This window comes from Bacillus sp. CGMCC 1.60114 (genome assembly GCF_042676365.1).
GTDB lineage: Bacteria > Bacillota > Bacilli > Bacillales > Bacillaceae_G > Bacillus_A > Bacillus_A rhizoplanae_A.
Genome location: NZ_JBHTHG010000013.1, coordinates 1 through 15,556, shown reverse-complemented (window position 1 = coordinate 15,556; position 15,556 = coordinate 1). Strand labels below are relative to the sequence as shown.

Sequence of the window (15,556 nt, the reverse complement as noted above, 5' to 3'; positions counted from 1 at the left end):
CATCCTGAGCCAGGATCAAACTCTCCAATAAAGTTTGTCTAGCATCATAAATAAAAATTGACGTTTCACGTTGTTTGTTTCGTTCAGTTTTCAAAGAACTTGTCTGTCGCTCAATTGGCGACTTCCTTATGTTAACATCTTTGTGTTTCAATGCCAACTAATTTTTTTATTTCGTTTTCGCTTTCTGCTCTGTTGCATCAGCGACTCGTATAATACTACACCTCTATCTAACAATAGTCAATAGTTTTTTAGAGATATTTCTCTGTTCTTTCTGCAGGATTGTAAAAACACACCTCAAATACGTCTTTATTCCGCTATTCGCGGACAGTAAGATCCCCCACTGATGGAAGTTTCACTTTATTTACTCCCCCATATGCTTCTGATAGCTTACTCATGGATTACCTTCCCTATTCGGTTCTGTACTAACAACCTTATTTTAACAATTTATAGTATATAATTAGATAGCAATTAAATTTTTCATTAATGAAACCATCATACAACCTTTGTTTATACAAATTACACTACCAACAAAATCATATTAGAAGCAGGTGGAAACATGGAAGGTGTCCGTGTACTTATAGCAGACGATGAAAAAGAAATACGAGATTTATTAAAAAAATATTTAGAACGAGAACTATACACAGTAGATATCGCTATAAATGGTGAAGAGACTATTCGCTTATTTGAGCAAAACAAATACAATCTCATCATATTAGATCTTATGATGCCTAAAATTGATGGTATCGAAGTATGTAGAAGACTTAGAGATAAAACAAACATCCCAATATTAATGCTCACTGCTAAAGATCAAGAAGTAGATAAAATTTTAGGCTTAAGCATAGGTGCGGACGATTACATTACAAAGCCATTTAGTATTAATGAAGTGGTCGCTAGAGTAAAAGCTCTTATGAGACGTTTTTTAATATTAGGAAGTAACGCTAACACGCAAGAAAAAACAATCCTAACATTTAAAGGGCTAACAATTGATTTAAAAAAGTACACAGTTAACGTTAATGGAAAAGAAATCTCTTTAACCGGGAAAGAACTCGAACTATTAAAGTTTTTCGCTTCAAATCCTGAACAAGTTTTTACGAAAACGCAACTCTTTCGCAATGTTTGGGACAGTAATTATATAGAAGATGACAATACAGTTATGGTGCACATTAGAAAGCTTAGAAAGAAAATAGAGGCTAATCCCTCTGATCCTAAATTCATTCAAACTGTATGGGGAATCGGTTATAAATTTGTAGGTGAAAAGGATGAAGAATGATAAAATTCTCTATCTTATCCTATGTCAACTTATAATCATCACTGGGCTTCTATTTATAGACATGGTTCACACATTAAAGTTAACTTTATTCATTACACTTATTGTTATAACAATAAGCCTTTTCTTTACAAGACTTCATTTTATTCAGAACCGAAAGTCTATAGTTGATAAATTAAGGCGTGCAATGAACGGAAATTTACATACAAGACTATATACAAATAACGACCATTCATTAGATGATGTAGTTTTTTCTATAAATGAATTAATAAGCGAGCTAGAAAAGATTCAAGTTGAAGCCAAAAGATCTCAAGAAGCCCGAAAACAACTTCTATCTAGTATCTCACATGATATTCGGACACCTCTTACTTCTATTATTGGATATATTGATGCTTTAAAAGATGATATTGCTGCTTCTGAAGATGAAAAACGAGAATACCTTGAAATACTCTCAAAGAAATCAAACGGCTTAAAACAATTAGTTGATCAAATATTTAATATGGCCAAGCTAGATGCCGATGAGTTTCCATTAAAAGAAGAACAACTTGATTTTTCAGAGATTACTAGGGAATCTTTAATTGAATTTTTACCTGAACTATCTAAGCAAGGTATCAAGTTACAAGTTAACATTCCTGAAGACCCTTGCCCAATTACAGCAGATTCTCTTAGTCTGATGCGAGTTATAGGTAACCTCATGAAAAATGCCATATATTATGGAAAACCAGGGAAAGTAGTAGGAATAGAGCTCTCGGAAACCACCAATGAATATCAACTGCTTATTTGGGATAAAGGCCCTGGAATTTCAAAACATGATTTAGAGAACGTATTTGAGAGAATGTACCGAAGTGATCAGTCAAGGAACCCTTCACATGGTGGTAGTGGTCTAGGACTCGCTATCGCGAAAGCTCTCGTAGAAAAAAACGACGGACAAATATGGGTAGAAAGTATTCCGTGGGAAAAGACGGCCTTTGGCTTTTCCATCCCGAAGCAAACTGTTTTTAAGAAATAGTTAAGAAATGATTAAGCAGCAGTTAAATCCTCCTTTTTATCATGTAATTAAGAGATTATAGAAAGTAGGTGTTTCAAAATGTGTGCAATTATAAAAACAACAAATCTCACTAAAATTTATGGCAATCAAAAATCTGTAGATAATCTCAATATAAATGTGAACCAAGGAGAGATTTATGGATTCATCGGGCGAAATGGCGCAGGTAAAACGACTACAATTCGAATGCTGCTAGGTCTAATAAAACCTACAAGTGGAAAAATCGAAATATTCGGAGAGGATTTTTTCAAAAACCAAAAAGAAATTTTAAGAAGAATTGGTTCTATCGTTGAAGTTCCAGGTTTTTATGAAAACCTTACTGCAAGAGAAAATTTATTAATTAATGCCAAAATTATGGGCGTTCACAAAAAAAATGCAATTGAAGAGGCATTAGAAATTGTAGGACTGCAACATGAGACAAAAAAATTAGTAGGTAAATATTCTTTAGGAATGAAACAACGATTAGGGATTGCAAGAGCTCTTCTCCATTATCCAGAGCTATTAATATTAGATGAGCCGACTAACGGTTTAGATCCCATTGGTATTAAAGAGATGCGAAAGCTCATTAAATCTTTAGCACAAGAAAGAAAAATCACGATATTAATTTCTAGTCATATTTTAGCTGAAGTCGAGCAACTAGTGGATCATATGGGAATCATTCATGAAGGAAAACTCTTAGAGGAAGTTGCTCTTGATACGCTTCGAAAAACAAATCGTCAATACTTGGAGTTCCAAGTAAATAACGATAATAAAGCTGTAATGCTGTTAGAAAATCAATTTCATATTTCTGATTATGAGGTTCATGATGAAGGAAATATTCGCATTTACTCTCACTTCGGACAGCAAGGACAGATTAATAAAACATTTGTTCAAAACGATATTGAAGTATTAAAGATTATGATGAGCGAAGATAGATTAGAAGATTACTTCACCAAATTGGTTGGGGGTGGGACAATTGGTTAATCTACTATATGCAGAACTATTAAAATTAAAACGCTCTAATATGTTCTTGATTAGTATTATTGGGGCAGCGGTAGCACCATTTATGATAGTTTCAGCCTTTTATATAGAAAAGAAAACAAAACCATCTGCTCCAGCTGCAGGTCTCGATGACCTTTTTTATAATGCTAATATGTATACTATTTTATTAGTGGGAGTCCTTCTATACGGAGTCGTTACCTCTTATCTCTTTAATCGGGAATACACAGAAGATACATTAAAAAGCCTATTAGCCATTCCTGTATCACGTTTTAACTTTATTATGAGTAAATTTACTCTTCTTTTTATTTGGATTATGATGTTGACTGTAGTTACTTGGGGACTAACTTTACTATTAGGACTATTAGGAGGCTTTCCCGGCTTAAGTGGCCCATTACTTTTGCAATCTTTACTGAAATTTTTGCTGGGCGGTGGACTCCTTTTTGTCTTATCCCCTCCTATTGTACTGCTAACTCTTGTAATGAAGACTTATGTTCCGCCTATTATATTTACTATTGTTATAACAATGGTGAACCTTATGGTTACAAATTCGGAACACAAAGATTTATTTCCTTGGACATCTACACTCGATATAGTAAACAACGAACTGCAACCAACATATCCTCCAGAATACTCTTATATCGTTATTGCCGCTACAGCTATGATCGGATTTATCACAACAATCTTCTATTTTAAAAAGGTTGATATTCATTGATTTATACAGGTGAAAAAATATTTTAGAAGTCTCTACCTATTCTCAAGATTTGAAAGAAGAATTTTCATTTATATATTAGGAGTGAAATTATGAGCGACACAATCATCGCCTTTATACTTGGTATCATAGAAGGACTAGCAGAATTTTTACCGATTTCTTCTACTGGCCACCTTATATTAGCCGGTCACTTGTTAGGATTTGAGGGAGAAAGAGCAAAAACATTTGAGATTGTAATACAGCTAGGAGCGATTTTAGCTATCGCTGTTTTATATCACAAACGCCTCGTTTCTTTATTTAACATTAAACCTCTTCTCCAGAAAGAAAAAAAATTCAATGCATTACATGTAGTCCTAGGTGTATTCCCGGCTGTAATCGCTGGCTTACTATTACATGATGTAATTAAAACATACTTATTTCAGGCACACACTGTCGTTATCGGACTTGTAGCAGGAGCTATTCTTATGATTTTCGCAGAGGTAAAAAAAACAGAAGCCACAGCTTATTCATTAGATGATTTAACATATCGTCAAGCATTAATAATTGGATTATTTCAATGTTTAGCGGTCTATCCTGGTTTTTCAAGAGCCGGATCCACTATTTCTGGAGGATTGTTAGCAAAAGCGAATTATAAAGCTTCATCAGAATTCTCTTTTCTTATCGCCCTTCCAGTCATGGTTGGAGCAACTGGTCTAGACTTATTAAAAAGTTGGAAATATTTAAGTGCAGACGATATCCCAATGTTCGCAGTAGGTTTTATTACTTCTTTTATTGTAGCAATGCTAGCAGTCGTTACCTTTTTAAAGCTGCTAGCTAAAATAGGATTAAAGCCATTTGCCTATTATCGTATTTTGTTAGCTATTGTATTCACTACTTTCGTGCTGCTTTAACTAGAACAATCTTTTCTATTCGAAACAAACAACTAGCCAGCCGATATCCAGATTAGGATATCGGTTTTTCAATGGTTTAGTTACTAAGAAAGAAATATTAGAATACACAAGCTATCCCGCCAGCGGGGCCCTTTCATTTAGTTATGATGCAACGTTTTTAATAAATCTCAAAAATATTATAAAGTGAACCTTCCATTATTATCGAAAGAATTGACAGTCCATTAAAAGTTCGTGTTATCGATAACTTGGGAGAGCGGATTCCTCTTTCTATCGGTGCAGCAAATAAAACGATACTTGCTAATATGGATCCTAGAGAAGCACATCACATTATTGACCATTTACTTTCTTCCTCATCAGAACAAAAACAAATCTTTTTACATAAATTATTAGAAGTAGAAAGACAAGGGTTTGCTGTGAGTTATGGTGAGAAGACTGAAGGTACTGCATCTGTTGCGGCACCCATTATAGGCTTTAACAATAAAGTGATAGGGGCATTAAGCGTTGGAGTGCTTAGTCACCGTATCAACGATGATCGACTAACTTTCCTTATCAACAAGGTGAAACAAGCCGCTAGTGAAATATCTACTAAAATCGGCAGAACGTCAGTAGTATAAACTGAACAAACTGCCGCCATTTTTTATTCATATAGTGGAAACCAATTTCATAATGTGGAAACTAAAAAATAGATATGAAAGTTTTAGACTTGAGGCTAGTATGAGTTGTTCTCCAAAATGTTGTTGCTGTTTTTTACACAATAAAATACATGCTTTTACAAGTAATTACTTTTTTAATCGAAAAATTAAGGAGGTTTTATCTTATGTATCAACAATTATGCTCACTATCTCTAGAAAAACAAATCGAAACACTCACAAAACATCTCGTTTCATTTAATAGCATTAACGGAACTGAAGGGGAAGCCCGTATTATAGATGAACTTTATGGCATTTTAAAAAGCTTTCCATATTTTAAACAGCATCCTGAACATTTATGGGTACAAACTGTTCCAAATGATCCAATTAACCGAAAAAATTTATTTGCATTTGTAGAAGGAAACAAAGATTCAACTTCTACTATCATTTATCATTCTCATCTAGATACAGTTGGAATTGAAGACTTTGGCCTACTAAAAGAACATGCTTTTTCATCTGAAACATTAGAAGAGTATTTTCAAACATATGAGGGAAATCTTGACGTCCAAACTGATGCCAAATCTGGAGATTGGCTATTTGGTCGAGGCTCTGTTGATATGAAAAGTGGGGCTGCTGTTCATATCGCTAGTATTTTATATTTCTCGCAACATACCGATCTATTAGAAGGAAATCTCCTCTTACTTTTCAATGGTGATGAAGAAGGTGAACACCGCGGAATTACAGCTGCATTAACCGAATTAGAAAGACTACAACAGGAAAAGCAATTACACTATCGTCTAGCAATTAATAATGACTTCATCACACCTCTATACGACGGAGACAATCAGCGCTATATTTATACAGGAACAGCTGGAAAACTTCTCCCTTGTTTCTATATCTATGGAAGAGAAGTACATGTTGGAGATACATTATCCGGAATTGATCCAAACTTTATTGCTGCGCAAATTACACGGAGATTACATAACAACTATAAACTAACTGAAATTATTCCTGATGAACTTGTTCTACCTCCAACATGTTTATATCAACGTGATAATAAAAACAGTTATACTGTACAAACCGCAACAAGCAGCCAGCTATACTTTAATTATTTTATTTACGAATCTACACCTGAAGAAGTTCTTGAGAAACTATTAGCCGAAACAAAACAAGTATGCAAAGAAGCTGAAGAGTATCTAAAAGAACAGTTTCAGCATTATTTGTTTGTAACAGGCTTACCATCACGTGACCTTTCATGGGAGATTGAGGTTACAAGTTACGGAGATTATATAGAAGAATTACAACAACATGGCATAAATACAGAAGCAATTATTCAAGATACACTGAAACAAAGTAATAATAGTGACTTACGTGAAGTTTGTTTTGAAGTTGTTGCTGCTCTGCAAGAAATGGATCCTGAAAAAAAAGCACGGGTTATTTTATTTTTTGCACCACCTTTTTTACCACATAACTATTTAAAACAAACGAATGAACAAAATCGTCAATTACAAAGCAGCATTGAAGTAATACTACAAAATGCACAAGATGGGACTGGAGAACAATTTGTTTTGAAAAAGTTTTTTCCCTATTTAGCTGACGGAAGCTTCCTATCTATACACGAAACAGACGATGAACTCAAACCATTATTACACAACTTCCCGAAATGGGAGCAACTATATCCGCTTCCATATGACACTATACGTAAATTAAATATCCCTTCTATTAACATGGGGGTGTACGGGAAAGACGGTCATAAATGGACAGAACGCGTCTATAAACCATATTCATTTCATGTATTACCTTTACTTATTCAAAAAACAACAATACAACTTTTAAAGGATTTTAAGAAGAGTTCAAACCATGAAACAGTTCATCATATGTAGACACACAAGCACAGCGAATTTTTAAAAGTAATGACCAATCTCTGTGTTCTTATATGAAAAGAAACGTCACATCTTTAATACCCAATCACACTCTTTATCATTCATAAGATTCAATTCATCAAAAAAACAGGAAATTAAAATCCCGTATTCAATAAAAAATACGGGATTTTTATAAATCAGTTTATCTTGTTTCAAGTAACACCTAGTCGAAAGAAGTTCGTTAGTTAAATATTACTTATCTAATTAAGAAAAATTCAGATTCCAGCCCAAACATCTTTTCCGTATCGTCCTTCACGTTGTAAATGATCCAACCAATTTCTTGCCTCTTGTTCACTGACTCCATGAATTTCTTGATATGCGTGACAAAGAGTATCTTCTACATCCGGAGCCATTCGACTTCCATCACCACATATATAAAGGTGGGCACCGTTATCTAATAACGAAATTAAATTAGCTCCATCTTGTTTCATTAAATGCTGTACATATGTTTGGGGATGTCCTTCCGAGCGAGAAAAAGCTGTGTGTAAAGATATTAGGCCATCTTTTTCATCTTTTTCTAGTTCTGTACGATAGAGATAATCTTTTTCAGGATGACGACAACCGAAATACAGATGCGCTTCCCCTAAGTTAACACCTTTTTGCTTTTGTACACGACGCGTTTGTAAAAATCCACGGAATGGTGCAACTCCAGTGCCTGGTCCAACCATGATAATTGGCGTTTCTGGATCTTCAGGTAACTGAAAATTTGATTCTGGAGTTCGAATAAAACAAGTAATCTCATCTTCATTGTGACGCTGGGCTAAATAATTAGAAGCGACTCCTTTATATTCTCCTTGTCCACTCCATGCAGGTCCACTCACAACACCGACCGTAATACTTAGACGATCCTGTGCAACGAGTGGAGAGCTTGAAATAGAATAGTAACGCGGTTTGAGCGCAGGGAGAAGTTCTAAAAAGCGTTCAAACGAGATTTCACACGCTTCATACTTTTCAAGAAGATCCAACATTGAAATGCGTTTCTTTAGTATTTGGTCCTGATAAACTCCATCTTCCAATAATGCTTCCAATTCGTATTTATGAGGAGAACAAACCGTAAATATTGCCAATTCCCGTATTTGTGCTCGAGTTGCCGATTCCTGAACCTCAACACTATAGCTAAGAAGGTCAAATAAACTAACAGGACGGTCCAAAGGAAGATGAGCTGTACTGCGTCCATTTGTACTCAATATGACTTGATCCTTCCCGTTTAATCCAAAACGTTTTAAAATTCGGTTGACATTTTTTCGACTGTTACTTGGCAGCACTCCAAGGTGGTCTCCTTCCTGATAAGTAACTCCTTCCGGCAAGGCTATCTCAATATGTCGAGTGCTCCGCTCACCTTCAGGTGACTGAAGCTCCCGGCTTGCAATCACCGTTGCATAAACAGCTTCGTTATTTTGAGCGACCGGATTAGCAGGGGGACCTGAAATCAACTGAACGGAAAGCGATGATTGATGAGACAATGTTTCTGTTCCCTCTTTCATCTTTAGGCCAAAAGCATTCGAGACATCCTTCCACATGTTCTTTTGCCATTGAGCAAAATCATTCTCAAAATCTCCTCCAGCATCTGCTTCTCCCCTTGTGGTAAGCCTCATGGCACCTTTCTGTTCAAGCTCTTTATCAATAAATTTCGGCACATACTGGTAAGTATTCGCCCAATTTCGATCTCCGCAGCCAAAAACCGCATACCTAATCCCTGTACATTCCTCCGTATCTGCTTGTTCCAGCCATTTTACGAACTGAGCGGCATTCTCAGGAGGTTGACCATTGTATGAAGAAGTTACAATGAACACCGCACCTTCTTTAGGTAACTTACCGATATAATCGTTCAATATTCCTACCTTGCTCTGAAAACCCAGTAACCGTGCATGGTCTGCGAGCTGCCTAGCAATCTCTTCTGCTCTGCCTAAGTTTGAACCATACAATATAAGCAGGGGTAAGTTTTCGGCTCCTTCAATTACTTCTTGTTTTAAATATTGCGAAGCCAGTTCCTTCTTTTCTTCATTTTCCTTCTCATCTGCCAACGGATGATTCAGTAAAGGTGCGACTTGTTTTCCTTCCCTTAATTTAACTCTAATTCTGAAATTTTCCGGTTTTATGGTCAACGTTTGCTTAATCTTCAACTGATAGTTTTCATAATCAATTAATTCAAACTTCTGAAGAATCATTCCAAGTACCAGCGTAGCTTCATAAAGCGCGAACTGCATACCAATACAAGCACGTTGACCATTCCCAAATGGTTTATATGCATGATTTGGTACTTTGGAAGGGTCTGCGAAACGTTCTGGACGGAATTCTTCTGCATCTTCTCCCCACACTTTTTTATCCCTATGAAGAGCGGGAAGAAGCACGGTCAAACCTTCACCTTTTTTCACATGATACTGTCCACCGATTATAGTATCCTCCTTTGGATACACATCAAAAGATGGAGCGGTCGGCCATAACCGTATGGCCTCGTTTAGAATCATGCGAATGTATTTGAGGTTTAGCACTTGTTTATAAGATGGAGTGGAATCACCGAGGACCTGATCCACTTCTTCGTATGCTTTCTTCAGAACTTCCGGATGTTTCAGTAAAAAATAAGTCGTAAAGGATAATAAACCACTTGTTGTTTCATGCCCAGCAATTAAGAAGGTAATAATTTGGTATCGGATATTCTCATCATCCAACACTTCCCCGGTCTCAGGGTCTTTACTGTTTAACATGCGGGCCAGCAGATCTATCTCTCCATTATTTCCATTAGCCTTCCGCTCTTTAATAATTTTATCTACCAACGAAAACATGCTTTCTATATCATCTTGGAATTGTCTGTTCTTTCTAATCATCAGTGTATCTATGCCCTTCGAGCGGGCAATTTTATGCATCGCTTCGTCAAGTGCACGTACCATACTGTCGATAAATGGATCGTTTTTTTCTTTATAAAAACTATTAAATCGGTAGTTAAAACCACAAAGACCGATCGTATCTAATGTAAGGCGGGTCATATCGCCCGGTACATCGATAGAATCGCTATCGTGATTCAACCGAGCCCATTTCTGAACCAGCTGTGAAGCGATGTCTAACATCATGTTATGATATCCCTTCATGGCTTGTTGGCTGAATGTTAGCAGCAAGATATTATGGGCTTTTCGCCAGTTCGGCTCCGATGTTTTACTTGTAAACAGACCGTCCCCTGTAAATTGGCGTACATACGTCATATCATTTGCGACATGTTTATCAAAACGATTGATATCACAGACTTCCGTTACAAGTTTGTGTTCAGATAGACATATTGTTTTAAAACCGGGAGCAGTCAACCGAAATATCGGCCCATATTCTTTCGCCATCTCGCAAAAAGAAATAGTAGGTTGACTCATGTCGAATAAAGGATAGTTGCCCAGTGGCCCATATGTTTTGGGTTGTGGAATCCCGCCTGTCTGTTCTTCTCTCATTTTCATCCTAAATTATTCCTCCTAGCATTCGTCTAACAAAAAGATAAATAACGAACAATGTGTGGTTTATAATGAAATCATGTTGTTTATATTAAAATTATATCGTTTTTGCTACACAATTCAATTTACATTTAAGACATAAATGTACGATAAGGAACAACAGGATGAAATCTGTTGTTTATAATGACAATAACGAACAAGGAGATATAAGATGTTGAAAAAAAAACGGATCTGCGGATTATTCGGACAAAGAAATTTATATATGATGCTTTTATCAAAAAGAAAAAAGTAATCAAGTTTGTTTAGATTACTTTTTTCGGAATTATAATAAAGGAGAAATTAGACGCATTAGGGATTCCATTATTCGTTTTTGAATACTACGTTTTTGAAATGATTTCCATCGAATTTCAGTTGAATGGTTAAAGTCCTCTTCAAAATCACCTTTAATATCAAGAACTGTCTTGGATTCATAAAGTACGCTAATGATTTCATAATTTAGTTCAAAGCTACGGACATCCATATTTGCTGTGCCAATTGTTGCAATTTTATCATCTACAAGTACAATTTTAGCGTGCACAAAACCATCTTTATAGCTGTAAATTGAAGCACCGGCTTTTAGAAGTGGTGTGAAGTATGATTGAGATGCTTGATCACTAATGATTTTATCTCTCTTACCTGGATATAGAATGCGGACATCTATTCCAGCCATTGCACTTAAACGTAGTAATGTTAATGTTTCTTGATCCGGGATGAAGTAGGGTGTTGCGATCCAAATTGATTTCTTAGCAGAACCTATAACAGCAAGTAAAGTATTACGAATGTTTGTATCATCTGAACTTGGTCCACTTGCTACAATTTGAACAGCACCTTCTGCATGAGCGTTTTCTTTGCCTGGAAAGTATTTTTTATTCATAAATTGATTCCAAGAATAAGTATTTAAACCACTAGAGGCATAGAGCCAATCCTCAAGGAATATTGTTTGTAATTTGTACAATGCTTTTCCTTCTATTCTTAAATGGCTGTCACGCCAAATTGGAAATTTTTTAGAACGACCAAGATACTCATCGCCAACGTTGAGCCCACCTGTAAAACCAATCTCCCCGTCTACAATGACAATTTTACGATGGTTACGATAATTTACTGTTTCGAGTGGCCATGGCGAAAGAATGGGGTCAAATTTCACCACCTCAATTCCTGCATCCTTCATGGGTTGTAAGAAACGATTTCGTAATGGATTGCTTCCGATCCCATCACAAAGAAAGCGTACAATTACACCAGAATTTGCTTTCTTTATTAATACATCGCGAATTTTTGTACCAATTTCATCTGCTCGATAAATATAGTATTGAATATGTATATGATGTGTAGCATTTTCAATAGCTTGTATAATGCTTGTAAATGTTTGGTCCCCATTTGTTAAGAGTTTTGTTGTGGTATTATTGGCAGCAGGACCGCCACCGAATTTTTGTACAACCTGTGTTAAATAAGTAGAGCTCTCACTTAATGAGGAAGTGAATGATAAATCTGAGCGTTTTCCTTCCAAAATCTCACGGAATAACTTTCTTTGCTCTTCTGAACGACGTAGATGCTTTTTTCTTCTCCAACGACTTCGGCCAAAAAGACAGTACAAAAGTACACCAACAACAGGAAGAAGTGCTAATACTAAAAACCATGCTAAAGTACTTTGTGGGGAACGGTTTTCGATAAAAATAACGAAGGAAATTCCTACTATTGTGATAGACCATAGTACGCGGACAAAGTTGTACAGTGAGATAATGGATGTATCTAACAGAAAGAGAACGATAGATACAAGTGTAAATACAAATAATAATTGAACGATAGGATTTTTCATCTTTATAAAATTCACCCATTCTGTCTTAAATATAAGATTCGTATACGGAAGTTGTAATCTAACATTTTTATTAGGGGGAATCACAGGGTTGTTGCTCTAGTCCGTCATATCATTTACATAAAATATAATGGATTAATAAATTATGAAGTTTCTAAGACCCGTTTCTTCAAGTTTTTGCTAATTTATTATCCGATAAATGGAGTTTTGTGATATTCCAGTTCCTTTTTAATGATGCTGAATAAAATCGAGCGCATGAAAGCTAAAGAGATACAAGGGATTTCCCTTGTATCTTTTTGACTATAGATTCACTTCCTCTATACTGACGCAGTAGATATAGAACCTTTTTGTTTATCTTTTTTGAATACAGACAGTACCATAATTATAAGAGATACAAGTCCAAGAAGCCCCATCATTTGAACATATGAGCCTATCCTGTACCCGCCAAAGAAGAAGCTGCTACGAAATGCTTCTACACTGTACTTAAAAGGCGTCCAAGAATACAACCAGTGTTTTGTCACATCCGGAAGAAATTCATGTGCCAATGATAAGATTGGCATAGAAAAGAAGAAGACTACCATTAATATTGGTACCCCGACACGCCCAATCCAGTTGAGTACTGCACTTTGCAAAAGGAAGAACATGAAGCCAAAGAAAAATAACAATAAGAAAATTTCTCCTTGGTTCGGTATGTTTACATCGAGTATGGTATGAGAAATGAAAATGATTAAGCTTGCAATTACTGTCACGAAAACAGAACCTGCAAGGATCTGTGATAGGACTGATTTTCCTGTAACGCGTCCGTTTGTAAATTTTTGGACAGCTATAAATAAGATTAAGGAACTGATAAGAGTAGTAATCCATAAGATTTGTGTCAGCATAATAGGAATATTTCCATTACCTGTATGTGCTTGCACTGGATGAATCAACTCCGTTTTAACAGTAAATGGGCTTGTCAATAACTTTGTCTGTTCCGTTGTTAGTGTCATATTTCTTTGTGAAAGCTGATCGAGCAAGGTATTACGGATATTTTCGTTTATCCCTCCGATGAGCTTATCAATCATTTGGCTCGAAACCATTGCGGCATTATAGTTCATTCCTTGATTCACTAAGACTTTTACCTCAGTTTGTTGTCCCTTAGGTGTGGTCAGCGATACAAGTTGCTGGGATGTTTCTGGTGGAAAGACAATGGCAGCGTAATATTTCTTATCCTTCATCCCTTGTAATACATCTTCTTGCGTTTGTAAGAACGTCCATTTAACTGTACTTTGCTTATTTTGCAGAATTTTCTCTTTTATTTTATCTCCTAAATTTACACTTCCTTGTCCTGGTAAGTTCACACCTGTATCCTGTATTACCAGAGCAATCGGCAAGTCTTTTGGTACAGGATTAACAGTTGATCCCATAAAAGCAAAACTAGCGATGATAACAGCAGCTATAATACTTAACAAGCCACCTAGAACCATCTTTTGTTTGAAAAATTGCTTTACTGTAAGCATTTTAAATTATTCCTCCTAGCATTCGTCTAACAAAAAGATAGATAACGAACAATATGTAGTTTATAATGTAATCATGTTGTTTATAATAAAATTATATCGTTTTTGCTACACAATTCAATTTACATTTAAGACATGAATGTAAGATAAGAAACAAAAGGGTGAAACCTGTTGTTTATAATGACAATAACGAACAAGGAGATATAAGATGTTGAAGAAAACGGATCTGCGGATTATTCGGACAAAGAAATTTATATATGATGCTTTTATTAAACTGATAGCGGAAAAGGGATACGATGCTATTACCATTCAAGACATCACCGATGAGGCACTCATTAATCGGGCAACATTTTACTCACATTACAGGGATAAACAAGATTTGTTAACAAAACTTAGTGAGGATGCACTAGGAGAGTTGACAAGTAAGATGGTCTTATATGCCCATGTGCAGGGGGATCAAATAGATCTTTCGAAATTCGAGGAAATTTTACAATCCATATTTGAGTGTATAGTAAAACATGCAGACTTTTATAAAACCATGCTTGGTCCTCGTGGCATTCATGATTTTAACCTACAAATGCAGCAGACTATTATGGATAACCTTGAACAAAATTTCATTGAGCTTAAAATTGAAGACCATGACTTAGATATTCCAAGGGATATGGTATTGCATTTCATCACTTCCTGTGTTGTTGGGATGGCAATTTGGTGGCTTCAAAATGACATGAAATATTCACCGAAATATACTGCACAACAATTAGTGAAGCTTATGACGAAAGGACCCTTGTGTGCGGTGGGTTTTACTTTATTTAATGAGGGCTAGAGTTTCGTTTCATCATTTTTCTCCTTATTTTATTTGTCTGTTTATATGTAATGTAAGGAAAAAATCAGTAATAAAAAAAGCTTTCTTTTAGGCTTTAAATTTGATATTTCAAAAAGTTACTTTGCTGTCACTACCCCAACTAACCATCAGTGGAGGATACCTCTGCTGATGGAATTTTTATTTTTGAAAAGAAAATGAAATCATCCATTCAATAATAGAACTTCCTAGCTATTTTTCTTTATAATACACAAAAAAGACGAGTCATACTGACTCGTCTCAGATTGCCTGGCAACGTCCTACTCTCACAGGGACAAAGTCCCAACTACCATCGGCGCTAGAGAGCTTAACTTCCGTGTTCGGTATGGGAACGGGTGTGACCTCTCTGCCATCATTACCAGACTTATGAAGGCATATTCCTTCAAAACTAGATAACATTTGCTTCATATTATATGGTTAAGTCCTCGATCTATTAGTATTCGTCAGCTCCACATGTCACCATGCTTCCACCTCGAAC

At 35.8% G+C, this 15,556-nt stretch carries 10 protein-coding genes, 1 rRNA gene and 1 pseudogene; 8 read left to right on the top strand and 4 right to left on the bottom strand.

The features are described from left to right. Positions 1-556: 556 nt before the first annotated feature. The 7 genes and pseudogenes from ACFQZ1_RS07590 to ACFQZ1_RS07560 all read left to right on the top strand — a co-directional run bounded on the left by ACFQZ1_RS07590 (position 557) and on the right by ACFQZ1_RS07560 (position 7,404). Positions 557-1,270, top strand: a complete 714-nt coding sequence (locus ACFQZ1_RS07590; RefSeq protein WP_377881517.1) for a response regulator transcription factor — start codon at positions 557-559, stop codon at positions 1,268-1,270. Beyond that, on the top strand, positions 1,260-2,276 hold the full coding sequence (locus ACFQZ1_RS07585; RefSeq protein ID WP_377881516.1) for a sensor histidine kinase: 1,017 nt from the start codon (positions 1,260-1,262) through the stop codon (positions 2,274-2,276). Before ACFQZ1_RS07590 ends, ACFQZ1_RS07585 begins: the two co-directional genes overlap by 11 nt. Before the next feature lie 78 nt (positions 2,277-2,354). Next, positions 2,355-3,275 (top strand): ABC transporter ATP-binding protein, encoded by a 921-nt coding sequence (locus ACFQZ1_RS07580; RefSeq protein ID WP_377881515.1) that lies wholly within the window; start codon positions 2,355-2,357, stop codon positions 3,273-3,275. After that, positions 3,268-4,005, top strand: a complete 738-nt coding sequence (locus ACFQZ1_RS07575) for an ABC transporter permease (RefSeq protein ID WP_377881514.1) — start codon at positions 3,268-3,270, stop codon at positions 4,003-4,005. Before ACFQZ1_RS07580 ends, ACFQZ1_RS07575 begins: the two co-directional genes overlap by 8 nt. A gap of 89 nt (positions 4,006-4,094) precedes the next feature. Further along, positions 4,095-4,892 (top strand): undecaprenyl-diphosphate phosphatase, encoded by a 798-nt coding sequence (bacA, locus tag ACFQZ1_RS07570; protein WP_377881513.1) that lies wholly within the window; start codon positions 4,095-4,097, stop codon positions 4,890-4,892. 191 nt (positions 4,893-5,083) lie between these two features. After that, positions 5,084-5,506, top strand: a pseudogene (locus tag ACFQZ1_RS07565) (IclR family transcriptional regulator); the annotation flags it as partial. Positions 5,507-5,709: 203 nt separating this feature from the next. Then, positions 5,710-7,404, top strand: a complete 1,695-nt coding sequence (locus tag ACFQZ1_RS07560) for a M20/M25/M40 family metallo-hydrolase (RefSeq protein ID WP_377881511.1) — start codon at positions 5,710-5,712, stop codon at positions 7,402-7,404. A 254-nt stretch (positions 7,405-7,658) separates the two neighbouring features. Here the strand turns inward: ACFQZ1_RS07560 and ACFQZ1_RS07555 are convergent, their stop codons facing one another. From ACFQZ1_RS07555 to ACFQZ1_RS07545, 3 genes are all read right to left on the bottom strand, one after another. Next, entirely contained in the window at positions 7,659-10,874 is a 3,216-nt protein-coding gene (locus tag ACFQZ1_RS07555) for a bifunctional cytochrome P450/NADPH--P450 reductase (protein WP_377881518.1), read from the bottom strand. A 322-nt stretch (positions 10,875-11,196) separates the two neighbouring features. After that, complete coding sequence (locus ACFQZ1_RS07550; RefSeq protein ID WP_377881509.1) at positions 11,197-12,726, bottom strand: cardiolipin synthase; 1,530 nt, start codon at positions 12,724-12,726, stop codon at positions 11,197-11,199. A gap of 314 nt (positions 12,727-13,040) precedes the next feature. Next, positions 13,041-14,222, bottom strand: a complete 1,182-nt coding sequence (locus ACFQZ1_RS07545; RefSeq protein ID WP_377881507.1) for a YhgE/Pip domain-containing protein — start codon at positions 14,220-14,222, stop codon at positions 13,041-13,043. A gap of 205 nt (positions 14,223-14,427) precedes the next feature. Here ACFQZ1_RS07545 and ACFQZ1_RS07540 point away from each other — a divergent pair, with 205 nt between their 5' ends. Then, entirely contained in the window at positions 14,428-15,042 is a 615-nt protein-coding gene (locus ACFQZ1_RS07540) for a TetR/AcrR family transcriptional regulator (protein WP_377881506.1), read from the top strand. A 283-nt stretch (positions 15,043-15,325) separates the two neighbouring features. Here the strand turns inward: ACFQZ1_RS07540 and rrf are convergent. After that, positions 15,326-15,441: ribosomal RNA gene (gene rrf / locus ACFQZ1_RS07535) — 5S ribosomal RNA — on the bottom strand. Between the last annotated feature and the right edge of the window lie 115 nt (positions 15,442-15,556).

Bases quoted from the DNA above. Each gene is read 5' to 3' on its own strand.
- ACFQZ1_RS07590 (WP_377881517.1), top strand. From the start codon at position 557: ATGGAAGGTGTCCGTGTACTTATAGCAGACGATGAAAAAGAAATACGA.
- ACFQZ1_RS07585 (WP_377881516.1), top strand. From the start codon at position 1,260: ATGAAGAATGATAAAATTCTCTATCTTATCCTATGTCAACTTATAATC.
- ACFQZ1_RS07580 (WP_377881515.1), top strand. From the start codon at position 2,355: ATGTGTGCAATTATAAAAACAACAAATCTCACTAAAATTTATGGCAAT.
- bacA (WP_377881513.1), top strand. From the start codon at position 4,095: ATGAGCGACACAATCATCGCCTTTATACTTGGTATCATAGAAGGACTA.
- ACFQZ1_RS07560 (WP_377881511.1), top strand. From the start codon at position 5,710: ATGTATCAACAATTATGCTCACTATCTCTAGAAAAACAAATCGAAACA.
- ACFQZ1_RS07555 (WP_377881518.1), bottom strand. From the start codon at position 10,874: ATGAGAGAAGAACAGACAGGCGGGATTCCACAACCCAAAACATATGGG.
- ACFQZ1_RS07550 (WP_377881509.1), bottom strand. From the start codon at position 12,726: ATGAAAAATCCTATCGTTCAATTATTATTTGTATTTACACTTGTATCT.
- ACFQZ1_RS07545 (WP_377881507.1), bottom strand. From the start codon at position 14,222: ATGCTTACAGTAAAGCAATTTTTCAAACAAAAGATGGTTCTAGGTGGC.
- ACFQZ1_RS07540 (WP_377881506.1), top strand. From the start codon at position 14,428: ATGTTGAAGAAAACGGATCTGCGGATTATTCGGACAAAGAAATTTATA.